Genomic DNA, 24,586 nt, shown 5'->3' with positions numbered 1-24,586 from the left:
AATGAAGAAGATATGAAAACAGCAAGATTCAAAACTAACGCCAAGTGCGGCGGATGCGTCGCCCGCATCGGGGAGGCGCTGAACAAGATCGTGCCGGCCGAAAGCTGGTCGATCGATTTGAGCACGCCCGAGAGAATATTGACCGTAACGTCCGACCTGTCCGACGGGGAGATCGTCCGGACGGTGGAGCAGGCCGGATACAAGGCCGAAGTTCTGTAAAAGCATCTATGACACGACGAAGGGGTTCCGCTTTGAAAAGCGGAACCCCTTCGTCGTGTCCGTCGGTTTATTCGCTAACCGTAATCCGTCCCAGTTTATAGCGTCGCCGTCCGTCATTGCCGTCGTAGGGCAGTTCGTAGACCGGGGTGCCGTCGCGCATACCGGCCGAGACGTACAGGTCGTAAACGCCCGGTTTGCACGCGCGGAAAAAAGTGCCCGCTTTGTCGGCATAGCGCGGAGCGATCCGGAACGTCGAAACGATTTGCCGTTCTTCGGTTTTTCCCGCTTCGCAAACCGGAAGCGAGCGCAGGTCGAAATCGTCGACCACCAGCGCCGATACGATTCCCCCTTTGTCGTCTTTCAACGTGAAACACGGGTGGCCGCCGCGGTAGCAGGGGGCTACGCCCGCATTGCTCCATGCGGAACGGATTTCCAACGGTTCGCCCATTTTTACGCTTTCGGGCCACGATATTCCGGATACCTGCAGGCGGTAACCTATCCGGCGGTTGATCCGGTCGATCGCGTCGCGGTTCTCTTCGAGCAGGATGCGCGGCCACCAGTGAATCGACATGAACGAGGCGTGGTAATCCTCGACGGACTTGACCAGCAGATTTTTGTCCCAACTGCCGCGCTCTTTCGATCCGCCGTAGTGTTCGTGTTCGAGGATTACCGGCAGCGTCGGCCAGAAGAGCTGAGCCATTTCGCTGTGGTACCACGAATGAGGCGGCGGTTGCACCAGGATGCTGTCGTCGCGGATGGTCACGCCGCGCGAGAAGGCGTAGTCGGTGATCGGGAAACGGCTGCCCGGCGCGTCGTGCCCGGCAAAGTCGTCCGAGATGCAAAGTTGGGTGTTTTTGAAATGCTTGCAGTACAGGTCGATGTGTTTTTTCTGGGTTTCCAGGCCCCATGAACGGCCGTGCTTCGGCGTGCTCATGACCGTATGGCCCTCGCCCCACATCCCGAAGTGTCCGACGTCCACGAAGGCGACGTGCGGGTTGCGGTCGTAGCGTTCGGCCATCGCCCGCAAAAAGTTTTCCACCTTCTCTATGAATACCGGGTCTTCGTAGTCGGGTTCGAGGTAATGACCTTCGACGTCGTATCCCGTCGCTCCGGCGTCGAATACCCATTTCGGCGTGGCGTGGTACAGCCAGCTTTCGGTCGCGCTGACGCGGAAGGCGACGTATTTGCCTTTGTCGATCCAGCGCTGCGCCGGGGTGTCGAGCAGTTCCCAGACGAATTTGCCTTCCTCGGGTTCGAGAAAGGCCCACGGAACCCGCAGGTAGACGGTGCTCAGCCCCGGAAAATCGTCCAGCGTATCGGACGGTTCGAGCTGCGATCCGTAGTTGGAGAGGATGTTCGAGTAAAAATGCATCGTCCAGCCCATGCCCGGGTTGGTCAGCGCCCGGCCGTGATCCCGAAGCGCGGCGGTGAACCGGCCGTTTTCGGAAGTGATGTCGTCGGTTGCCGCTGAGGGTAGGCTTCCGGCGGCCGTGCCGCTCGACGGCCGCGCTGCGACCTGATCGTACATTCCCGCGGCGAGGGCGGCGGTTACGAGTCCCGCCTGCTGCAAAAAAGTGCGTCGGTTGATTTTTTTCATATCGGTATCGTTTGATACGTTTCGTTCAAATATAGCGAAAAAAATCGTATGCGATACTTCTCGGAAGGGGATTTCGGCCGCCTGTTCCGGCGGAGCGGAAGCCCGGAACTATTTCTGTCGCAGCATCGGGGCGGCGACGGTCGTCGTGAGGCCAATCAGGGCGATCAGCGCGAACGACCAACGCAGATTCAACGCGTGGGCGATGAAGCCGATTACCGGCGGGCCGAGCAGAAACCCGAAAAATCCGATCGTCGAGACGGTCGCCAGCGCCACCCCCGGCAGCATCGTTTTCGACCGCCCGGCCAAGCTGTAACACAACGGCACGACCGACGACGTCCCGAATCCGACCAGCAAAAATCCCAGCGTGGCGGTAGTCAGGTGCGGGAACAGCACCGACAGCAGCAACCCGGTCGCGATGACGATGCCGCTGGCGCGGATCACCCGGATCGCCCCGAACCGCGTTACGAGCCGGTCGGCGGTGAACCGGCCGCAGGCCATCGTGCACATGAAGGCGATGTAGCCGAGCCGGATCAGCTCTTTCGGAGGTCGGATGACCGTTTCGAAATAGACGCCGCTCCAGTCGAACATGGTTCCCTCGCAGGCCATGCTGCCGAAAGCGATCAGTCCGAGCAGCAGGATGTAACGGTCGGGACGGACGAAAACCTTTTTCGTTTTTTTTTCGTCGACCGGCTTGGCGTCGCGCGGCAGCATCGAGCCGCGCATCGTGACGAGCACCGCGAATGTAACCGCATAAATGATGCAGAAATGCATCAGCGGCGGAATGTCGTAACCAACCATCAGCGTGCTGACCAGCCCTCCGCAGAATCCGGCCAGCGACCACAAGCCGTGGAACGACGCCATGATACTGCGGTTGTAGAGCCGTTCGACGCCGACTCCCTGCGTGTTGACGGCGATGTTGCACAGGTTGGCCGTGATGCCGAACAGGAAGAGTCCCAGCGTGAGCTGTCCAATCGACGAGGCCGCTCCGAGTCCGACCAGCGCGGCCGGGTAGAGCAACGCTGCTACGGTCAGTACCAGCTTGCTGCCGTAGCGGCTGACCAGGTAGCCCGACAGCGCCATTGCGGAGAGTTGTCCGACCGGTAGTGCGAACAGCACCGATCCGAGCACCGCTTCGTTCAGGTGCAGGGCGTCTTTGATGTCGGGGATGCGGCTGGCCCAGCTCGAAAATACCAGGCCCTGAATAAAGAAAAAAGCGCTGACCGAGATCCGGTAGTATTTCGTAGCGCTCAGTGACAATGTTCCCATCGTAAAAATTTTCCCTCGAAATTTCCGCGGCAAATGTACGGAATTTTTGAAAACGGCTGTCGTTTTCGAAAAAGAGTTTTGCGGGGATGTTTCCGGACCGGTTTTGTGAGCGACGGCCGGCGTCGTTGCGGAGAGGTGGGGGAGCCGAAACGGTTACTCGTCGCGGTCTTCGTCCGTTTCGGTCAGTTCCCGCAGCGTGTAGATCAATGGAGCCGCAAACCGTTCGCGGCGGTACGGGCAGTCGCCGACGGCGCAGTGGCTACAGTGTTTTTCGTCGCACGAATCGGTGTGAATCGACAGCAGCACCCGGTCGGAGAATCCTTTTTGGATGGTTTCCCGCAGTTCGGTGCAGGCCGCGTGTCCCTGACGGATGTTGTAATACCACGGCAGCGTCAGGTCGCAGTCGATGTAGAAGTAACTGCCGTATTGGATCATTTTCAAGTTATGGATGTCGATCCAGTCCGGGTGCGGGTTTTCCGCGATGGTCGTCCGCATTTTTTCGAGGTATTCGCGGTCGGCTTCGTCGGTCAGATTGGCCACGGTTTTACGCAGGATCGAAAAGCCCGTCCAGACGATAATGCCGCCGAAGATCAGCGCCAGCGCGCTGTCGATCCAGCCGATGCGGGTTACGTACAGCAGCAACAGGCCTGCGACCAGGCCGATCGACGAATAGGTGTCCGATTGCAAGTGCCGGCCCCCGGCCACCAGCGCGATCGAATCGTATCGGCGGCCCGTGCGGATGCTGTACCGGCCGAGCAGGTAGTTGACCGCTCCGGCCGCGGCTACCAATACGATACCGATATCCAGTTTTTCGATCGCGGCCGGTTCGAAAAGCCGCCTGACGCCTTCGAAAATGATGATCCCGCCCGCCACGGCGATCAGCAGTCCTTCGACCGATGCCGAGATCAGTTCGATTTTCCCGTGTCCGAACGGGTGGTTTTCGTCTTTCGGTTTGGCGGCCCGGTACAGGCTGTACAGACTGATAAATCCGGCGATTACGTTGACGATGCTTTCCATCGCGTCGGTCAGGATACCCACCGAATTGGTCAGGGCGAACGCCAGAAATTTGCCGCCCATCAGCAGTACCGAACAGGCGATGATCCGCCGTTGTACCCGTTGTTTGATTTCGCTTTCGGTTCTGCTTTTCATGTTTCGTCGTTTTTTTGTTTGGTGCGGAGTGTGTTTTGCCGGGTCGAACGACGGTCGTGTGGCGCGTTCCGTATTCCGGGAAATGAAAAATTCCGCTGCCGGCGGAATTTTTCAAGGTATTTCTCCGTCGAAGAATCAGTTCAGGGCGTTGCCGTCCGTGAGCGGCAGCCCGTTGAGCTTTCCGGTCAGGGTTTCGAGGAATGCGGTCAGGTCGTTCACGTCGCTTTCGGGCAGCGTTTTCCCGACCTGGTATTTCGCCATGTCGCTGACCGCCTCGTCCAGCGTCTGGCGCGTCCCATCGTGATAGTAGGGAGCCGTCAACGCTACGTTCCGCAGTCCGGGAACTTTGAATCGGTGCAGGTCGTAGTCCGTTTTGGTTTGCTTGTGGCGGCCGTTGTCTTCTTCGGTCATTTCCGTTCCGCGGTCGGCGAAGTAGTCGCCGTAGAGTCCCATCAGTTCGTAGGACTGTCCGCCGAGCGTCGGGCCGACGTGACAGGTCGCGCAGCGGTTCTCTTTGAAAAGTTCGTATCCGTGAAGCTCCTCCGCGCTCAACGCCGTCGAATCGCCTTTCAGGTAGAGGTCGAACCGCGAATCGGGCGTGAGCAGCGTTTTTTCGTATTCGGCGATGGCGTCCGTGATGGTTTCGCCCGAGTAGCCTTCCGGGTAAACGGCGGTGAAAGCGTTCGTAAAGATTTTGTCCGCTTTCAATTTCCCGATGATTTCGTCCCACGACGCGCTGGCCATTTCGACCGGGTTCAACGGCGGGCCGCCGGCCTGTTCGGCAAGATCCGCCGCCCGGCCGTCCCAGAACTGCACGAAGTTGTAGACGGCATTGAACACGGTCGGGGCGTTGACGCCGCCGAGTTGCTTGCCCACTCCTTCCGAGTACGCTTTGTTGTCGACGCCGCCGGTTTGCAGGTTATGGCACGACGCGCACGAAACCGTGTTGTCCGACGACAGCCGCGGATCGTTGTACAGCATTTCGCCGAGTGCGACTTTGCGGATGTCCACCGGGATCGAATCGGCGATCGGTTGGATGGGTTCGTTGGCGAAAACGGTCGCCGACAGGTTATTCGGATAGTGTTCCGCCCGGTGTTTTTTCACCCAATCGAGCAGGATCTCCTTTTTGGCGTCGGTAAGCGACGATCCCCAGTGCACGAGGTAGTATTTGGCCATCGGCATCGAGCCGTCGGCAACCGATTTTTCGATTTTCGACAGGGTGACTTCGCCGACCGGCCTGCCGTCCGAAAGCGCCCGGTACGCTTCCGTCAGGTCGGTGTGTTTGAGCGCCTCGGATACGTCTTTCTTGACGATATCGCCTGCGACCGGCAGGCTGGCATAGAAGGGCAGGTTCGGTGTCGCGCTGTGGCAGTCCAGACAGCCGCCGTCGTCGAAGATCGCTTTTACCCGCATTTCGGCCGTCAGTTCGGGAGCCGGAATCCGGTTCACCGCATGATAGGTGATCGTCAGCGCGATAGCGATTACCGCCAGCGCCAGAATGACTTTTACGCTTTTTTTCATTTTTTGTTCGGGTTTATTGCCGTAAATCCGGTCTGCAAATACGGACTTATGGGGGTAAAGATAAGCAGGTTGTCTGAAATTTCCAACAAAAAAATCATTTCCTTCGGAAAGATCAGTCGACGGCGGCTTTTCGGATCCGCGCACCGTTTCCGTCGATCCCCAGGGCGTAAGTGCCGTCTTCGGGAATATCGACCGTCAACGTCCGTTGCGTCCATGTTTCGGAACTGAAATCCGCTCGTGCGATCGGCACGCTCTCTTCGAACAGGCTTAGTCTGTCGGCGTAAAGCGATCCGTCGCCCTGTACTTCCGCCGTGAAGGTGTGCCTGCCGCGGGTCAGATAAAGCCCTTCGTACAGACGTCCTCCGTCGGCGTAGCCGCAGCCGTCCCGGACGCCCGCGTCGCCCCGCATCGTCCAGTAGGCGCGGCCGTGTTCGAAGTTTCCGTTCTGGAACGTGCCGCTGCTGCGGATGCCGCAGTCGGAGATGAAATTGGTCGGCCGGATGCAGAGCAAGTCGCAAGGACTGAGGTAGCTGTTGCGGTAGATGCGGACGTTTTTGATCGGCGAGTAGTCGTCCTGCTCGGTGTTGTCGAACGGTTGTTTGCCGAAATAGGGATTGTCGGGCCAGGTGCCGACCGCATATCCCCCTTTGAGGACGCAATCGTAGACCGTGATGCTGTCGATTTCGGTGCCGCCCCAGTCCGGGTTGTCGGTTCCCCACGGGATGAAGGCGATCGCCTTGCCGCCGCCCGAATTGATGTAGCTGTGGCAGGCGGTTACGTTGCGGATCGAATTGTCGGCGTCCGGCCGCGCCCACCACCACAGGATGCCGCGCGGGTCGTCGTAAGCGGTCCACAGCACCACGCCGTCGTCGTTCGATTCGAGGAACGCGCGGACGATCTTGACGTTGTGCGTTCCGACGCCGAGTCCCAGGCCGTCGCCGCTGACGCACTGAACCTCGTGCATCTTCAGATTGCCGATGAAGACGTTCTCGCAGGCGTAAAACGCTGTGTGGTAGTTGTTCGAACGGACGATGTCGAGGTTCGACACTTCGATGTTGCGCACGTTCCACAGCCCGATCGGAATGACGTGGATGCGGTCGGCGCAGTAACGCTGGTAATCTTCCTCGGCGTAGCGCTCGTCCTGGCATTCGGGATCCATCGAACGGATCTTGCCGGGGCCGGTGATCTTGATGTTTTCGATGCTTTTGCCCTGGAGCAGCGGCAGGTTCGAAACGTGCATGTTGTGCGTCCAGTTGATGCCGGGGATCGACCCTTCGTGCCCGTAGGCCGGTTTATACTTGTAATCGCGCGCGTCCTGCGACTGCCAAAGGATCGCGCCTTCGGCGATGTGCAGTTCGATGTTGCTTTTCAGCAGGATGTTGGTCGCGACATAGCGTTTGCCGTAAAACGAGCCGTCGCCGTCGAGCACGACCCGTCCGCCCCCCTTCGCGGCAGCGTCGTCGATCGCCGCCTGGATGGCGTCGGTATCGTCGGTGAATCCGTCTCCCTTGGCTCCGTAGTCGGTAGCGTGAACCGTGAGCGAAGGCAATGCGAAAGCGTAGGGATTCTCTTCGAAATCGTTCCAGTTGTCGATGTAGAAGCGCGGCCCGATCTTTAGAAAATTGCCTTTGTCGTCTTTGACGACCGCCAGGAACTGGCTGCTCAGCCGCGTCATGTCGCCATTGCGCATCGGGATGCCTGCGATGCGGAATTCCGGAGTCAGTTCGCCTTCGTACAATTCGGTCATCCGGTCGATATCGTCTTCGGGTTGTAGCATCGAAGTTTCGTAAATCGCGATTCGGGAGTATCGATTGCGGTATTTCGGGTCGATGCTGCCGGTGACCGCGATCTCATGCGGCGTGGCGGTGCAGCCGTCGATCCGGCCGGCCTGCGGTTCGAGCGCGGCCTCCTGCTCGAACGTGATCCGGTCGATTCGGAGCATGCCCTTGCCGCCGAGCGGTTCGATCCGGAAACCCTTCAGGCGGCCTTTGGCGTGCGGGTTGTCCGACAGGTTGAGGTAGCAGGTTTTTTTCGGCGAATTCGGTTCGATTTCGAAAATCTTGGATTTCGCTTCGTCATAGGTGCTGTCCCGGTCGGTGATGAAACGGAGTCGCAGCCGGGTCGCGGAACTCCGGTTCTCCATCAGCAGGAGTACCGTGTTGCGTTTTTCGAGCGTCGGATTGTAGAGCAGGTGCCGGCTGCCCGCCAGCGGCGGCGAGCTGAGCGAAGAACCTTTGCGGAACGTGTATTCCAACGCTCCGTCTCGGGTCGCCACGCTGCCGTTTACGGCGGTAAACCGTTCGGCAGAGCCGGGTTGTTCGAAAGTCAGCCCGGGAGTCGGGCCCGGCTGGGCCGGGGCCTGTCCGGTCAGCGACAAGGCGGCGCAAAGCAGCAGGCTGCGAAAAGGGGAGATTTTTTTGGGCATACGGTCGGTTTTGGGTTCATATCGAAAACGGTTGTCCGGCGGAAACGGGAAGGATTTCGTCCCGCCGCGTTGCCGGCGCCTGCCGGATCGTGCGGACGGACGTATCATTCCGGACTAAAATTATGGAAAATTTTTGTTTTTCGAAAAATTTCCCGTACGAATTCGGAAAAAGGGGAGACGTAAACGTTTTTTGCAAATCCGGACAGGGGCCGGGACAACCGTTCCGGAAAGCGTAAAAAAACATTAATATGTTGTTTGTTGATTCGTTATGCGGTGAATCGGAAAAAAACGGAGGGATTCCTTTTGAATTGAATTTTATTTTTTATACCTTTAAAACTGGATTGATCGTTGTATGGAATTTATTGACAGATCTTGCATAACTTAAACTAAACCTTAAGGATTATGGTAATTACATTTAACGAGCTGCGCCGAATCAAGGACAAACTGCCCAGCGGCAGTTCGCAGCGTATTGCGGATGAATTGAACATAGACGTTAACGTTGTGCGGAATTATTTCGGCGGGACGCATTTCAAGGAAGGCGGCCCGGTGGGCATTCATCTCGAGAAAGGTCCTGACGGGGGAGTGGTGACTTTAGACGATGCTTCGATCCTGGAGTGCGCGATGCGTATTATCGCCGAGCAGAAGGATCAGCAGTAACGTGGCGGAAATCGGGCGGCAGGGAGATCGAAAACGGTCTCCCTGCCGTTTTGCGAGCGGGGCGAAACGTGTTTCCGTGCATGTCGGGCGGCTCCGTATCGCGTTGACGCGCAGCTGTCGTAAGATACTAAAGGATAAATTAACGGTTTAAAACGGCCGTTTGTTGTATTTCGCAAAAAAATATGTAGCTTTGCAATCCAAATGCGGTTATCATAGCCGAACGCAGGGAATATCAGCGGGTCAGTAAAAACGAAAATATATAAAACTTTTGAACAAATGCAGAATAAAGGTGCACTGAAATTTTTGGCTATCGCGCTCGCGGTCGCCTGTGCGTATCAACTCTCATTTACTTTTGTTACGCGGCACGTGGAGAACAAGGCGGCCCAGTACGCTGCCGGAGACGCGGTCAAGGAGCAAAATTATTTGGATTCGATCAAATCGCAGACTGTCTACAACCTCGGGTTCATAAAGTTCAATTACAAGCAGTGCAAGGAGAAAGAGATCAACCTCGGTCTCGACCTGCGCGGCGGTATGAACGTCATGCTGGAGATCTCGATCGAGGATGTGATCCGGGCGCTTTCGAACGACAGCAAGGATCCCGGTTTCAACCAGGCGCTGGTGCAGGCCCGCGAAGAGCAGAAAAACAGTACGAAGGATTATATCACGCTTTTTGCCGAAGCCTACGAAAAGATTTCGAACGGCGGTCGGCTGAGCTATATTTTCAATACGCCGGAACTGCGCGAACAGATCACCCCGAACAGTACGAACGCCGAAGTGATCAAAGTGCTCCGGTCGTCGGCCGAAGGCGCGATCGAAAACTCGTTCAACGTGCTTCGCAACCGTATCGACAAGTTCGGCGTGACGCAGCCCAATATCCAGCGTCTTGAAAATTCGGGACGGATCCTGGTGGAACTGCCGGGCGTCAAGGAGCCGGAACGCGTCCGCAAACTGTTGCAGGGGACGGCCAGCCTCGAATTCTGGGCCACTTACGAAAACCAGGAGATCTATCCGGCGCTGGTGCAGGCCAATGACGTGATCAAAGAATTGCAGGATGCGGGCGAAATCGTTGCGGAAACCGGCGACGCGTCGACTGTTGCCGCCGCTGCGGACAGCCTGGTCGCCGCTACCGTCGCTGCGGACAGCACGATGCTGGCGAATGCCGACAGCGCCGCCGCAGCGGGCAATTCGACGCTGATTTCGCAGCTCGATAGCACCGATGCTTCTCATGTGGAAACCGACGAACAGGCGATGATTTCCAAATTCCCGCTGTTCGCGAAGCTGCGTCCGGTGGCCGACGAGCAGGGACAGATCGGCAGGGGGCCGGTGATCGGATGGGCCAAGTCGTTCGATACGGCCGCCGTGAACCGTTATATGAGTCTTCCGCAGGTGAAAGCGCTGCTGCCCCGCGATATCAAGCTGATGTGGGGCGTCAAAGCCATCGATCCGCAGGAGACGACGTTCGCGCTCTATGCTATCAAGGCCAATACGCGCGACGGCAAAGCCCCGTTGGACGGCGGATCGGTCGTCGAGGCGCGCGAAGGATATGCGCAGCACGGATCGAGCGCCGAAGTGTCGATGACGATGAACGCTTCCGGAGCGCGGACATGGGCCCGTCTGACGGCCGACAACGTCGATCGGTGCATTGCGATCGTGCTCGACGGTTACGTTTATTCGGCTCCCGTGGTTCACGGGGAGATTTCCGGCGGACAATCGTCGATTTCCGGACAATTTACGATCAACGAAGCGCGCGACCTGGCCAATGTGTTGAAGTCGGGTAAGCTGCCCGCTCCGGCGCGGATTACGCAGGATACCGTCGTCGGCCCGTCGCTCGGTCAGGAGTCGATCAACGCCGGTATGATGTCGTTTATCCTGGCATTCGTGCTCGTGCTGATCTATATGATCTTCTACTATAACAAAGCCGGTTGGGTGGCAAGCGTCGCGCTGATATGCAATTTGTTCTTCCTGTTCGGCGTGCTGGTTTCGTTCGGAGCCGTGCTGACGCTGCCCGGTATCGCTGGTATCGTGCTGACGATGGGTATGGCGGTGGACGCCAACGTGATTATTTACGAGCGTATCAAGGAGGAACTCCGCATGGGCAAGACGCTCGCCATGTCCGTGGCCGAGGGGTACAAGAATGCCATGTCCGCCATTATCGACGGTAACGTTACTACGCTGATTACCGGTATCGTGCTGTTCATCTTCGGCACCGGCCCGGTGCAGGGATTCGCCACGACGCTGATCATCGGTATCATCACTTCGCTGTTCACCGCGATCCTGATCACCCGGTTGATTTTCGTGGGTATGCTGAACCGCGAACGCAAGATTACCTTCTCGAACAAATTCACCGAAAATTTCCTGGCCAACACCAAGTTCAACTTTATCGACAAGCGCAAGATCACTTATGTCATTTCGGGTATCATGCTGTTGATAACGCTCGTTTCGCTGGGCGTGCGCGGGATGAGTTACGGCGTGGATTTCTCCGGCGGCCGCGCTTTCGTGGTGCGTTTCGACCAGCCGGTCACCGCGAACGAAGTGCGTGAAGCGCTGGGCGATGTCTTCACGGGCACCGGTTACGAAGTGAAACAGTTCGGTCAGGACAACCAGATGCGTATCGTTACGCAGTATAAATACGACGACGAGGGGGACAACGTGACCGCCGAAATCGAAGACATGTTGTACAAGGCGCTCTCGCCGCTGATGACCGCGCAGCTTACCGAAGCCGAATTCCTGACGACGGCGCAGAATCCGTACGGGATCATCAGTTCCGACAAAGTGGGGCCGAGCGTGGCGCACGACATCAAGGTCGATTCGGTTATCGCCGTGCTGTTCAGTCTGGTCGCTATCGCGCTTTATATTATTATCCGGTTCAAACGCTGGCAGTGGGGTGTCGGCAGCGTGATTTCGCTGACCCTGGACGCCCTGTTCACGATCGGTCTGTTCTCGTTGCTGCACGGCCTGCTGCCGTTCAACCTCGAAGTCGACCAGTCGTTCATCGCCGCGATCCTGACGATCATCGGTTACTCGATCAACGACAAGGTGGTGATTTTCGACCGTATCCGCGAGTACCAGACGCTCTATCCGAAACGCAACATCAAGGACAACATCAATAATGCGATCAACTCGACGCTGACCCGCACGATCAATACTTCCGGTACGACGTTGGTCGTGTTGCTGGCCATCTTCCTGTTTGGCGGCGAAGTGATCCGCGGGTTCGTCTTCGCGCTGCTGTTCGGCGTGCTGATCAGTACTTACTCGACGGTATTCACCGCGACCCCGATCGCATACGACCTGATTCGCCGCAAAGAGCCTGCTGCGAAGTAAGCGTGCGCAGATCTTTTGGAGCATGATAAAACGGCGGCTGTGAAAACAGTTGCCGTTTTGTCATTCTTTTATTACCTTTGTTTCTGCTATGGGCTTCGGATTTCTGGATATTACGCTGGTCGATATTATCGATATCTTCGTGGTGGCGCTGATTATGTTTCAGGTGTATCGGCTGACACGGGGGACGAATGCGTTGCGCATCGTTGTCGGCATCCTGATTATCTACCTGCTGTGGATCGTGACCCGCGTGTTGAATATGGAACTGCTCAGTATGATACTCGGGCAGATCATCGGCGTGGGGGTAATCGCGCTGATTATCGTGTTCCAGCAGGAGATCCGGCGTTTTTTGATCCTGCTCGGCACGCAGTATACGAACCGACGGGTGTCGTTTATGGCCCGGTTGTTCCGTCCGCGCGGACGGAAAGTGAAGGTCGTCGGGCAGGAATGGATCGATACGGTGGTCGGAGCTTGCGCCGATATGGCGAAGACCAAGACCGGCGCGTTGATCGTGATTGCCCGTAAAGTGAACCTGTTGCCTTTTATCGAGCAGGGAGAGCGTATCGATGCGCTGATTTCCGCCTCGCTGATCAAAAATATCTTTTTCAAGAATTCGCCGTTGCACGACGGGGCGATGGTGATCGCCGACGATCGGATCGCGGCGGCGCGGTGCGTATTGCCGTCCACCGAGCGCGAGGTTCCCATGGAGTTCGGGATGCGTCACCGCGCGGCGCTCGGCGCTTCCGAGATAACCGATGCGCTGGTGATCGTCGTATCCGAAGAGCGCGGAACGATCTCCATCGCCCGCAAAGGACACATCAGCCGAGATATCTCCCCGGCCCACCTGCAAGTGCTGTTGCGCAAGGGGCTTTCCGTTTAATGCATACCGACTAAAACCCGATATAGCTATGACCAATTTATTCAGAGCGCTCCGAACCGGTGTTCTCTTGTCATTTTGTTTCCCGTGTTTCGCTGCGGGACAGATGATTTATGTGGATCGCGTCGATCCGCAGTATGTTGTCGAACCGCTGGTCAAAAACGACCGCGGCGCGGCGCAGTCCAATACCAAACGCATTGCAGCCATTATGCAGCGGGCCCCGCAGGGGGCGACGCTGTTTTTTCCGGGCGGAGATTACTATTTCGCCGGTTCGGCGGCGCCGAATCGCGGAACGATCGAGTCTACGGCGACCGGACAGGTATTTCGCGGAGAGGGCGCGGGGACGACCCGTATTTTCCAGACCGATGCGCGCCGGGATTTCGGCTTTGTCTGCCGCGAGGATCTGAAGCGGGTTCCCGCCGCGACGATCCGCATCCGGCATAAAGGGTGCGTGATCGACGGGATGACCGTAGCGCTCGACCGGCAGACGCCGTCGAAGACGATCGCCGGAACCGCCGCGATCCAGATCGCCCACATTGCTTATCATCCCGATAACAATGTCGGAATCATCGAAACGACCGGCCGCGGCGCAGACTTTTTGCTGGACCACGTGATCGTTTCGCGGGTTAACGTCGGGGAGCAGCTCGGCTCGGGTATCCTTTCCGATAAGTTTTTTGAGGTAGGGATCGATATCATAGGTTCCGGCGGTCATGTGCGGGTATCGGACGTTAATCGACTGGACGCCCGCACCGGGATCCGGCTCGATAACGGCAACCATTGCGGACAAGGCGAGTACCAGTTCGAGTCGATCTATTGTATGGGTAATCCGGCCGTGTTCCGCGACGGGGTGTTCTTCGATTGGGTAGGCGGGCAGGCTCCGTCGATCCACAACAGTTCCTGTTCGTTTACCAGCGGAATCTTCGCCGGTCCGCGCGGCAAGTTCGGCGACCGGCTGAATCCGTATCCGGAAGCCGAAGTGGTCAGACGGCCGGGGCGCGATTGGGACTGGCTGACGTTGCACGGCCACTCGGTCGTCGACGATCCGAATCCGGCGCAGCGTACCGAGTGGTACGGACTGCCGCGTTATGCCGAAGTGGTGCGGATCGGCAGCGAACCGGCCGTCGGCGGCCGGGAGTGGGTTGCGGGCAAAGATTTCGACGTGGTACGGGTCGAGGGCGGCGACTGCGACGCGGCCTCGCGGATAGTCTGGAAAGGCGGCGACCGACCGGCTGCCGGCAGCGTTTACTACGTGACATTCCGCCAGCCGGCCGAATACCGGGTGCATGATCTGGAGTGGGGCAATGCGATCAACGTGTCGATGCAGGAAGCCAACCAGAGCGACGGTTTCGCAGTCAAGTTTTCCGACCAGGGGGTCGGACACCTGAATCCCGACTTCCGGTTCGGAGTGGGGTATAATTTCCTGTTTTCCGGCATGTTCGTGATCAACGGGGATTTTATCTTCGACGGGGACGTCGACCTGGTCAACATTACGGGGCTGACTTCGGGCGTTTGCAACATCCGTTTGCAGGGAGCCGACGCCAATCGGAAGTGTCGCCGCATATCGGTCAACAACAGTACGTTGAATTACTTGCGTCTCGGAGATTTTACCGAGAATATCCGCAGTTCGAACAATTTTATGGACAACGTCTGCCAGGTATTGTCCGCCGATCCGCAGGCGCTGCCAGAGTTGATTCGAGCGCGGAAATATGTGCTGGACGGACAGACGCCGGTCGAGGCCGTTCCGTCTTTCGAGAAATAAACTAAAACAGAGACAGCATGAAAACAGGATTGATTTTAGGAATCTCCGTACTGGTTGCAGCATGCGGCGGCCAGACGGGTAGGCAGGCCGCCGCCGGGCAGGATACGGCGACAATTGCCGCGGATTCGGGAATGCAGGTGCGCTATTACGAAGGCACGCTGCCTACGGCCGACGGCACTCCGATCAATTACGAGCTGGAACTTAAAAACGAAGAGTTCAGCGGCGACGGTTCGTACGATCTGACGATGATTTATCCGAAGGCTGATAAGGGAAAGGATAAGAAGTTCCGGATGATAGGACGGTGGGGAACGTTGCGCGGTTCGGCCGAAAATCCCGATGCGACCGTGTACCAGCTTAATTTCGGGGATACGACCCTCGAACAGATTAACTTCCTCTATTACCCTGACAGTCTGGTTTTGCTGAACCGGCACCAGGCGCGTCTGAAACCGGGGCCGAATTATGCGCTGAAGCAGGTGGACGCGCTCTCGTCCGCCGCGGAGTAATTTTCGCGGGACGATTCGTTGCGTCCGCCCCGCCGCGGGATCGAAAGGTCAGAAGATCGAAAAATGTTTCGGTTTGATGGCGAACCCGATGCGCAGGTAGCTGTGAAACCGGTCGTAATCGATCATGCTCTCGGCGTAGCCGTTGTAGTATTGCAGGTAGATATACTGGTTACTGATTTTCGACAGCCGGAAAGCGGCGTCCATCTGGAAGTTCGCATTCAGATTCCAGCCGCCCCGTTTAACGACGAGCATCGAAAAGCGAAACCGCTCGTTACGGGTCTTATAGGTTCCGGCGACCTGTCCGTAGCCGGCGTAGCGGACGATGTGCGGATTGTCCGACAGCGCGAACGGGATCCAGAATTTGGCCTGTACCGTGAAATGCGGATCGATCTCGTAAATCGCCTGAAGGGTGATTCGGTTCCAGCTGCGCGACCAAATGCTGTCGCGCCCGTTCGATTCGTGTTCGAACTGTAGGAAACCTACTCCGACCACTTTGTCGCCCCGGGTGATCGGCATCCCGAAACCGAGTGTCGGGTTATAATTGTTTTCGTAAAACGGTTTCGAATCCTTGTAGATCTCCCAGAACGATTTTTGCGTATAGGTCAGAAACAGGTAGGTGTGCAGCGGGAGGATGCTTTTGATCAGCCGGTGCCGCAGGCTGATCTGGAATTTGGCGTCCGAATTGTCTTTCGTGACGCGGCCTCCCGAAAAACTGGTTCCGGTGACGATGTAGTTGTCTTTGTAGATGCCGAACGGCGGGATCGATTCCACAGCCCGGTAAAGGCTGTCTTTGTCGGGGTACCAATCGGGTATTTGCCGCGGTTTCTTGGCTTCGGCGATCTGCGCGATCGTCAGCGCGGCGGGCAGCAGCAGCGCCAGGAGTTTATTGGTCATGTCGTTTCGGTTGCGGATTTGCCGGCGATATATTCCTGTCCGGAAGCGTTTTCGGGATCGTTGCGCCTGATATGGGCAAAGGCGGTGCCGTATTGTGAGAATTGCCGGTACCGTGAAATAGGTTTGTCTGGAGTCTTTTCCTGCATGAAATTATCCTTTTTTTACACCGCTTCGGATGCGGTAATACGGCGTTTGTAATCGTGTCGGCTGCATTATATGCCTGTCAGTAAAAAAAATGCGTATAAAACATTTTGCAAATGTGGATAAACGGCCCGGTTTGAAAAGTTCGTTTTCGCCGAATAATTGTTCTGAAAGTCGTTTTCGAACAGGCGTACGGAATATAATTATAATTTTGCAAAATATAAATGAAGGCGCGGTATGAAAGAAGAGGGTGTAAAGAAAGTCAATATGTCGATACTGGAGACCGAAATCGATCTTATCACATCGATCAAGAACGATTTCGCCATTTTTGAAAATTCCAGCGACCTGCCGGTGCTCGATTATCCGAGCCGGCTCGAAATGGGAATGATGGCGATTTGCCTCCGGGGAACTACGCGGATGAGCATCGACCTGAAAGAGTATACGTTCGGAGCGAACGACATGGTGATTGTCCTGGCCGACCAGATCGTCCAGCAACACCAGCGGAGCGACGATTTTTTGTGTTGCGTGTTCGCCGTTTCGATCAAGTTCGCCCAGGAAGCGATCCTGTCTTACCGGCAGTTCCTGCCGACCCTGTTGCGGATCAAAGAAGATCCCCGGATTCCGCTGAAACCCGAAGAGGTGGTTTCCGTTCTGGAATACTGTTCTTTCTTGCGCCAGAGAGTCAACATGCGAGACAACTGTTTCCGTCGCGAGATCGCCAAGAGCCTGTTCCATGCTCTTTTTTACGAATTGGGCAATATCATGAACCGTCATGCTCCCGCCGTCGGACGGCAGGTGAAAACGCGTCGGGACGAAGTGTTCGAACAGTTCATTCATCTGGTCCGGGATCATTATAAAGCCCAGCGTAGTGTGACCTTTTATGCCGACAAACTTTGTCTGACGCCAAAGCATCTGTCAAACGTGGTTAAGGGACTTACCGGAAAATCGGCCGGCGCGTGGATCGACGATTATGTGATTCTCGAAGCCAAGGCCTTGCTGAAATCGACCACTTTGACGATCCTGCAGGTGTCCGAAGCGCTGAATTTCGCGAACCAGTCTTTTTTCGGCAAATATTTCAAGCAGCATACCGGAGTCTCTCCGACCCAGTACCGGCGGATGTAGGCGGAATGCCGTTAAAAATATCCGGGCCCATCGGCCCGGATATTTTTTGAGAACGGAAACGGGCACCGTTTCCCGGCGGGAGATCGTGCCGTCAGTTCAACCATCCGCCGGTGAATCCGGCTCCTTTCAATCCGTTTACGATGTAGGCGTTCTTTTTCATCAGTTTCCAGATCAGTTGCGTGCGGTAGTTTTCGAGCATGACCAGGATCGGGCCCTGATCGATGCCGAGCCACCATCCGTCGATCCAATCTTCACTCGGATTGAACGAGTCGAGAAAGCCGTAGTCGGTGTAGAGCGCCCCGTTTTTGTAGCTTTTCATCGCTTTCAGCGCGGCGTAGGATTCCGTCGGAGTAAACGGGAACGATCCGCCGGCTGCCGTCGGGGCGATCGTGCCGTCGTCGGCGATGCCGGCGGCCGAAGCTCCGCGGGCGTGGTACGCCCATTTGCCGTAGGTGCCGGCTCCCGGCCCGTCGCAGGCGGTGAGTCCCCAGATATCGGCGCCGTATCCGACGTATTTACTCGGATTTTCGATGCAGTAGCTACGGTTGGCCAGCGTGGCTCGCCGGGAATTTTCGAAATAATCGAGACCCGGTTTGGAGCGCATGAAGGCGTCCTTGATCCCTGCGAAATCGATCCACATGTGCGAATACTGGTGCCCGAACAGCGGCGAGAAGTTCACCATCTCGTAGTTCTGGAAACTGCTGTAATTGTAGGTAGCCGTCCAGCGGTTCCATACGCTGCCGTCGAGTTTTTTGTCGGTCTCGGGCGAGCCGATTGCGAGGATGTAGAGGATCATGGCTTCGTTGTAACCCTGCCAGGTGTACGGTTGGAAGCCGGATTCGGGAGTCCAGCCGAGACTCATCAGTTCGCCCTCGTTCATCGCCCATTTCCAGTCCACTGCGCGGTACAGTTCGTCGGCCAACCGCCGGATTTCGTTTTCTACGGCATTGTCCCGGTCGTAATAGGTCTGGGCGGACAGGATACCGGCCATCAGCAGTCCGGTGTCGATCGTCGAGAGTTCGTTCTGTCCTTCCCGGAGACTGGTGTTCCGGTTCAGAAAATGATAGAAGAATCCCTTGTATCCGGCCGAAAATACCGGGTCGGTGCCTTTCGGCGCATCGTTGAACGTCCGTAGCGTGACGACCGTCCGTTGGGCCGCTTCGTCGCGCGTGACGAAGCCGCGTTCGACGCCGACGATGTAGGCCGTCAGGCCGAATCCGGTGGCGGCGATGCTGCTCATCGCTTCGTTGTTCGTCGCGCTGGCCCGGTCGGGAACCAGTCCGTTCGCCGTGTTGGTCAGTTTCCAGAAGAAGTTGAAATGCGTGCGCTGGAGATCGTTCAGCAGCGTTTCGTCCATGTCGGGCGGAGTGGGGGGCGGGATAAATCCTTCCGAATCGTCTTTCGAGCAGGCTGCGGCCAGCAGCAGCGACAGGACGACCCCCGTTTTTTGCAAAATATTCATTTTTCAGTGTTTTTTAGCGGTTGAAACGAAGAGAGACGATCCTTGCGGGCCATCCCTCTTCGCTGTATTTTTCCGGTAAGGCTTATTTCTTGATGCAGCGTACCGGCAATTGCCAGGCCGCATCGGCCCAGTTGGCTCCGGTATTCGACGCCGAACTGTTGTTGATATCGACTTTCCACGGGGCGGTGTTGCTGCCCTTGCTCGACGTCCAGTAAGCGGCCGCTTCGCCGTAAGCCTGCGGCTGCGTGTCGCCGTTGGTCAGCCAACCGCCAATCGGCAGCTTCATCACGGAGTTCATCAGCGTCAGCGTGATGCCTGCGTTGCCCGAAACCCCGTTGCCGCTGATCGTTCCTCCGGTTACTTTCGCGATGGCGGCGTTGAACTGATCCAGTGTCGGTACGGCGTACCCTTCCGGGCAGACCGTCCATTCGCCGATAGCGTCGTAATCGATCTGGTAGGAAGCGTCGAATGCGGTGGCTCCGTACGGCTTGCCGTATTGCAACATCTGGCCGATCGAAGCGGCGTTGATGCCGTCGGCGCCGTAAGCGCCCGGATCGGCCGAAGCGGCTCCGATGTTGCGGTCGAGCCAGACGTCGCCCGGATCGACGTAGCCGTTACCGTTGACGTCGATGAAGATGGTGGTGTATTCGAGTCCCTGGTAAGTGAAGGTCTCCGGTTCGAACGGAATGCCCGGAACATCGGACAGAACGGTGACCGGAATGGTCGCGGTGTAATTCGTCGAGCCGATCTTAACGATGACCACGAGGTTCGTTACACCGTCCGAAACCGGAGTTCCGGACAACGGCACGTCCACCATTCCGTCTTCGGCAGCCGGCAGCGTCGCGTCGAATGCGCTGCAACTGATGCCGTTGGTCAGGTCGATGCTGATCGTCGCCTGCTGCTCTTCGGCGGCCGTGTAATGCAGCGCGATTTTGACGTCGGAGAGTTCGACGCCTTTCGACAGGGTGCCGGTTACGGTACTGCCGGCGGCGTCGAGTGCGATATCGCCCGCGATTTCGACCGGAATGTCCGCCGTATAGGTGTTATCTCCCTGCGTCATAGTTATTTTCAGGGTCTTCGTTCCGTAGTCGGACGGCGTTCCTGTTACCGGGACGTCGAGCGTGCCGCCCGAAGGCGCAGCCGGTAGCGATGCGGTGAACTCCGCGATTGAAATACCGGATACCTCGTCTGCCGAAACGGTTACTTCCTGGTTCGCATACGACGTATAGTGCAGCGCGATGTTGCCGTTGGCGATGGCCTGTCCGATGCGGAACGTGCCGGTAACGACGCTTGCCGCGGCGTCGAGCGCAATGGCCGGCGTTACGGTCGCGGGGATCGAGATGAACACTTCGTATTCGCCGACGCGGATCACCGGCCGCAGGTTCATGCTGCCCGATGCAGTCGGGGTTCCCGAGACGGGGATCTCGACGGTTCCGTTCCCGTTGTCCGAAGAGGTCGGCGAAGCCAGCCGCACGTCGATCGGATCGCAGTACAGTCCGTTGACCTCCGGCAGCAGCACTTGGGCGCTCTTACCGAGACCGTTGGTATAGGCCAGCGTGATTTTGGTGCCCTGTGCGACCGCCTGACCTTGTGTCAAGCTGCCCTGGAACGAGCTTGCGGCCGAGTTGATATAGACCGTATTGTAAACCTTGTCTATTTTGGGGTCTTTGCCGCAGCCGGCCGCCAGAACCAGCGCGCAGATCGCAAGTAGTCTGAATGTTTTCATAATATTCATTTTAAATAGGAGTGGATTGTTTGTTTATTTCGTGATTTCGAAGGAGCCCTCGAGCGCAGCGTCCGAGCTGCCGCCGGCCCATACTTTGAAGTCGCCGGGCTCGTAGCCGAAGCTCATGTCCTGCCGGTAAAAGCCGACCGCGTCGGACGTAATCGTGAAGCTGACTTCGCGGCTTTCGCCCGGCTCCAGCGTTACCCGTTCGAACCCTTTCAACTGCCGTGTCGGACGGGTTACGCTGGCCACCAGGTCGCGCACGTAGAGCTGTACGACCTCCGTGCCGCGTACCTTGCCGGTGTTCTTGACCGTAACGGTTACGGCGACGGGTTGTTTCATGTCGGTTTTTTCCGGAGCGACCTTCAGGTCGGAGTATTCGAACGTCGTGTAGCTGAGGCCGTAGCCGAACGGATACAGCGGCGTGGCGGTCGGTTCGTTCAGGTAGCGCGAAACGTAGTGTTGTTCGCCCTGTCCCGGCGTGTACGGCCGGCCGGTATTTTTCGCGTCGTAATGGATCGGCACCTGACCGAGGTTGCGCGGGAAGGTCATCGTCAGTTTGCCGCAGGGATTGAAGTCGCCCGACAGCACGTCGGCTACGGCATGTCCTCCTTCGGTACCCGGATACCACGCTTCGACGATCGCGTCGGCTACGGTGCTTTCCCACGACAGGTCGAGCGGACGTCCGTTCAGCAGGACGAGGATCAGCGGTTTGCCGCTTTGGGCGACTTCCCGGATCAATTCCTGCTGGATAGCCGGGATCCGAATGGAAGTCAGGCTCGTCGCCTCGCCGCTCCAGAAGCCCGGATGGCCCACCGCCATTACGACTTTATCGGCCGAACGGGCGGCGTTGAGCGCGGCGGCGAATCCGCTGCGGTCGTCCTTATCGGGTTCGGAACCTTTCGTATAAATCACCTTGTCGGCCCCGAAACGCTCTTTAAGTCCGGTAAGAATCGAAACGACCTTGTCGGCTTGTCCCTGTCCGTACCACGATCCGAGCAGGTCGAGCCGGGCGTCGGCGAACGGTCCGATCAACGCGATCTTTTTCCCTGCGGCGATCGGCAGCGCTTCCTTGTCGTTTTTCAGCAGCACCATCGACTTGCAGGCCATGTCGCGGGCCGCTGCGAGGTTTGCCGGTTTGTAAAATTCTTTTTCGGCTGCTTGCAGGTCGTGGTATTTGTACGGATCGTCGAAAAGACCGAGCGCGAATTTCACGCGCAGCACTTCGGCGCACATGATGTCGACCTGTTTCTGCGGAACCATGCCCGTTTCGACGAGCCATTTCAGGAAACGGTGGTAAACGTCGCCCTGCAGATCCATGTTGATCCCGGCCTCGATCGCCAGTTGGCCGGCCAGCGAGCTGTCGGCCGCTACGCCGTGCGGAACCAGTTCGTTGATCCCGGTGAAGTCCGACACCACGAAACCGTTGAATCCCCACTCTTTGCGCAGGATCTGCTGCATCAGGTATTGGCTGGCGTGGGCCGGCACGGCGTCGATATCGTTGAATGCGGCCATCACCGTTCCTACGCCTGCGTCTACGGCCGCCTTATACGGAGGCAGGTAGGTTTCGCGCAGCGTGCGGTCGGTGAGATCCACCGTATTGTAATCGCGCCCCGCTTCCGGAGCTCCGTAGGCGGCGAAATGTTTTACGCAGGCCAGGATCGTCGTGTCGGAGGCGAGCGCCTCGGGAGTCGTTCCCTGGTAGCCCTGTACCATCGCGATCGCGATCAACGATCCGAGGTAGGTGTCTTCGCCCGACCCTTCCGAAACGCGTCCCCAGCGCGGATCGCGGGTGATGTCCACCATCGGCGAGAACGTCCAGTTCAGCCCCGATGCGATCGCCTCGCGCGCCGCTACGCGGGCCGAGTTTTCGATACCTTGCAGATCCCACGAGCACGACATGCCGAGGTTGATCGGGAAGATCGTTTTCATGCCGTGGATCACGTCGTAGCCGAACAGCAGCGGAATGTGCATCCGCGTTTCCTCGACGGCAACCCGTTGCAGTTCCCGGTTGTATTCGGGAACGTGCGCGTTGAAAATATTGCCGCAGGTGCCGTTGCGGATCGCCTCTTCGACGTTCTTGGGCAGTGTCGGGCCGGTCGTGGTGAAATGGCTCGAATAGAGTACGAGCTGACCGATCTTCTCGTCGAGCGTCATCAGGCGCATCACCGAATCGACCCGGCGGTCGATCTGCCGGTCGGCGAAGAAATGCCGCGCTCCGTCGGTCGATATGCCGCGATCGGCAGTCATGTGACAGCCCTGCGTCAGCAGCGCCGCGCAGGCGGTAAACAGGATGTTTTTCAGGTTGGTCATAAGTTTCATTTTGTGTATTCGATGGTTTTGTGGTTGATCGTAAAGCCGAGCCGGTCGAGTCCGCGCCGGATGTCGTTCTTTTTCATAAAGGCGTTCCAAACGGTCGCGTTGCGGTGGTTTTCGATCATCACCAGGATCGGACCCTGGTCGATGGCGATGTAGCTTTCCGTCGAACGGGGTTCGCCGAGGCTCAGATTCACCGCGTCGTAGAATCCCATGATTCCGAACGCGACGGACCCGAGGTTGCGGTAGAGGTTTTTGAGGACGGCCATCGACTCTTCGGGCGTGTACGGCATCGACGACAAGGCGGCGGTAGGTGCGATCGTCCCGAAGTCCTCGCCGACGCCGGGCGTGTGCGCCCGGTAGCCTTCCGGCAGCGCGTCGCATGCGGTCAGGCCCCAGAAATCGGGGCCGTATCCCACCCAACGGTACGGGTTGTCGATGCAGTAGGCGCGGTCGACCAGCGTATAGCGGCGGTTCTGTTCCCAGTAGTTTGCAAACCGGTCGGCCAGCCCGCGCGGGTCGAGTCCCGTGTACGAGTAGTGCACCCAGAACAGCGGCCCGCCCATCTGCGCCCGTTTGCCGAGCGGCAGCATGATGCCGTAGAAATCGGTCGCGCAGAAGAACTCGCCCTCCTTGCGGTTGACCCAGCAGTCGTCGTAGACCTTCTTGTCGATCGGAAAGGTCGGCGATGCGGCTGCAAGGATGTAGGTGACGAACGTTTCGTCGTACCCTTTGATCGGATGGTTCATTGCGAAGCCGTAGTCCGGCGACCAATGCCAGTACAGGGCGTTCTGTCCCTGCGTATAATGGCTCCATTCCACCTCGCGCCACAGTTGTTCGATCCGGTCGCGCAACGCTTTCTCTGCGGCGTCGTTGCCGTCGAAATAGCCTTGTGCGGCCAGCAATCCCTGTACGAGAAACGCCGTTTCGACCAGGTCGCCGCCGTTGTCCTTTTCGCTGAAATGGTACGGCTGTCCGGTGCGTGTGTTATACCAGTGCGCCCATGCGCCGTGGAAACGCGGCAGTTTTTCGAGCGCCCCGACGATTTTCGTAAGCCGTGCGACTGCCTCCGGACGTGTTACGAACCCGTTGCGTACGCCCGCTACGATCCCCATGACGCCGAAACCGGAGCCGCCGGTGGTGATGCAGTCCGCCCGTTTGTCGTTCGAACGTTCGTAGGCGAGGCCGGTCAGCGGATCGGCGAAATCCCAGAAATAGCGGAACGTGTAACGCTGCACCATTTGTTGGAGCTGTTCGTCCGAAAAGTCCGAGATCGCGGCTGAAATCTGCGGGGTTTCCGAAAGCTGTTTTCCGTCGGCGCCGAGCGCCGCCACACGGTACGTATAGACTGCGTTGCGGCCGAGTCCGGCGACGAAGTCGAGGTAATAGAGGTTCGGGGTCTCTCCGCGCAGCGACTTTTTGCCGTCGCGCAGCAGGTATACCGCGTAGCTTTCCGCGCCGGATACCGCCGGCCAGCGCAGTTCCACGTGCGAGTCGTACCCCGCGGCCTCGATCCGGCCGACGGCCGGAAGGAAACTGCGCAGGTCGGTCTGCACCGGAGTCTGCGCCGCGCCGCAGTACCACAGCAGCGTCAGCAACGACAGCAGGAGTCCCGTTTTTTTCATCGATGTCCG

The 24,586-nt window shown here is 57.8% G+C and carries 17 protein-coding genes; 7 read left to right on the top strand and 10 right to left on the bottom strand.

The features are described 5' to 3' along the window. The first annotated feature begins 12 nt into the window (after window positions 1–12). On the top strand, window positions 13–219 hold the full coding sequence (locus PGR91_RS09930; protein WP_055205686.1) for a heavy-metal-associated domain-containing protein: 207 nt from the start codon (window positions 13–15) through the stop codon (window positions 217–219). A 67-nt stretch (window positions 220–286) separates the two neighbouring features. On the opposite strand, the gene PGR91_RS09925 is transcribed toward PGR91_RS09930, so the two are convergent. The 5 genes from PGR91_RS09925 to PGR91_RS09905 form a co-directional block, all read right to left on the bottom strand. Next, window positions 287–1,816, bottom strand: coding sequence for a DUF4832 domain-containing protein (locus tag PGR91_RS09925; protein WP_118656707.1), 1,530 nt, complete (start codon window positions 1,814–1,816; stop codon window positions 287–289). 108 nt (window positions 1,817–1,924) lie between these two features. Continuing rightward, window positions 1,925–3,082, bottom strand: coding sequence for an MFS transporter (locus PGR91_RS09920; protein ID WP_118656832.1), 1,158 nt, complete (start codon window positions 3,080–3,082; stop codon window positions 1,925–1,927). A gap of 153 nt (window positions 3,083–3,235) precedes the next feature. Then, a complete protein-coding gene (locus PGR91_RS09915) occupies window positions 3,236–4,231 on the bottom strand; it encodes a cation diffusion facilitator family transporter (RefSeq protein ID WP_118456941.1) in 996 nt (331 codons plus the stop codon). Window positions 4,232–4,366: 135 nt separating this feature from the next. Next, complete coding sequence (locus PGR91_RS09910; protein ID WP_118656709.1) at window positions 4,367–5,752, bottom strand: cytochrome-c peroxidase; 1,386 nt, start codon at window positions 5,750–5,752, stop codon at window positions 4,367–4,369. A gap of 112 nt (window positions 5,753–5,864) precedes the next feature. Further along, a complete protein-coding gene (locus PGR91_RS09905) occupies window positions 5,865–8,177 on the bottom strand; it encodes a glycosyl hydrolase family 28-related protein (protein ID WP_182424245.1) in 2,313 nt (770 codons plus the stop codon). Window positions 8,178–8,579: 402 nt separating this feature from the next. Between PGR91_RS09905 and PGR91_RS09900 the strand changes: the two genes are divergently transcribed. The 5 genes from PGR91_RS09900 to PGR91_RS09880 all read left to right on the top strand — a co-directional run bounded on the left by PGR91_RS09900 (window position 8,580) and on the right by PGR91_RS09880 (window position 15,291). After that, window positions 8,580–8,834: a hypothetical protein gene (locus PGR91_RS09900; protein ID WP_055205691.1), complete on the top strand. Its 255-nt coding sequence runs from the start codon at window positions 8,580–8,582 to the stop codon at window positions 8,832–8,834. Window positions 8,835–9,110: 276 nt separating this feature from the next. After that, complete coding sequence (gene secDF / locus PGR91_RS09895) at window positions 9,111–12,155, top strand: protein translocase subunit SecDF (protein WP_118656713.1); 3,045 nt, start codon at window positions 9,111–9,113, stop codon at window positions 12,153–12,155. A gap of 88 nt (window positions 12,156–12,243) precedes the next feature. Beyond that, a complete protein-coding gene (gene cdaA, locus PGR91_RS09890) occupies window positions 12,244–13,032 on the top strand; it encodes a diadenylate cyclase CdaA (RefSeq protein ID WP_055205792.1) in 789 nt (262 codons plus the stop codon). A gap of 28 nt (window positions 13,033–13,060) precedes the next feature. Continuing rightward, entirely contained in the window at window positions 13,061–14,788 is a 1,728-nt protein-coding gene (locus tag PGR91_RS09885) for a hypothetical protein (protein WP_055205693.1), read from the top strand. Window positions 14,789–14,805: 17 nt separating this feature from the next. Beyond that, the gene (locus tag PGR91_RS09880) at window positions 14,806–15,291 is read left to right on the top strand and encodes a copper resistance protein NlpE N-terminal domain-containing protein (RefSeq protein ID WP_101572116.1); all 486 of its coding nucleotides are present in this window, start codon (window positions 14,806–14,808) and stop codon (window positions 15,289–15,291) included. A 48-nt stretch (window positions 15,292–15,339) separates the two neighbouring features. On the opposite strand, the gene PGR91_RS09875 is transcribed toward PGR91_RS09880, so the two are convergent. Beyond that, window positions 15,340–16,185, bottom strand: coding sequence for a phospholipase A (locus PGR91_RS09875; RefSeq protein WP_055205795.1), 846 nt, complete (start codon window positions 16,183–16,185; stop codon window positions 15,340–15,342). Window positions 16,186–16,563: 378 nt separating this feature from the next. Between PGR91_RS09875 and PGR91_RS09870 the strand changes: the two genes are divergently transcribed. After that, the gene (locus PGR91_RS09870) at window positions 16,564–17,448 is read left to right on the top strand and encodes a helix-turn-helix domain-containing protein (protein WP_101572120.1); all 885 of its coding nucleotides are present in this window, start codon (window positions 16,564–16,566) and stop codon (window positions 17,446–17,448) included. A 91-nt stretch (window positions 17,449–17,539) separates the two neighbouring features. Here PGR91_RS09870 and PGR91_RS09865 read toward each other — a convergent pair whose 3' ends face one another. From PGR91_RS09865 to PGR91_RS09850, 4 genes are all read right to left on the bottom strand, one after another. Beyond that, window positions 17,540–18,910, bottom strand: coding sequence for a glucoamylase family protein (locus PGR91_RS09865; protein ID WP_216645976.1), 1,371 nt, complete (start codon window positions 18,908–18,910; stop codon window positions 17,540–17,542). 82 nt (window positions 18,911–18,992) lie between these two features. Continuing rightward, window positions 18,993–20,636: a hypothetical protein gene (locus PGR91_RS09860; RefSeq protein WP_182424246.1), complete on the bottom strand. Its 1,644-nt coding sequence runs from the start codon at window positions 20,634–20,636 to the stop codon at window positions 18,993–18,995. A 33-nt stretch (window positions 20,637–20,669) separates the two neighbouring features. Then, a complete protein-coding gene (locus tag PGR91_RS09855; protein ID WP_228385815.1) occupies window positions 20,670–22,949 on the bottom strand; it encodes a glycoside hydrolase family 3 N-terminal domain-containing protein in 2,280 nt (759 codons plus the stop codon). A 5-nt stretch (window positions 22,950–22,954) separates the two neighbouring features. Continuing rightward, complete coding sequence (locus tag PGR91_RS09850; RefSeq protein ID WP_118656719.1) at window positions 22,955–24,577, bottom strand: glucoamylase family protein; 1,623 nt, start codon at window positions 24,575–24,577, stop codon at window positions 22,955–22,957. Window positions 24,578–24,586 lie beyond the last annotated feature (9 nt).

This window comes from Candidatus Alistipes pullistercoris (genome assembly GCF_027665465.1).
Taxonomy (GTDB): domain Bacteria; phylum Bacteroidota; class Bacteroidia; order Bacteroidales; family Rikenellaceae; genus Alistipes_A; species Alistipes_A hominis.
The sequence above is the reverse complement of the archived record's forward strand: the minus strand, read 5'-3'. Positions and strand labels throughout refer to the sequence as shown.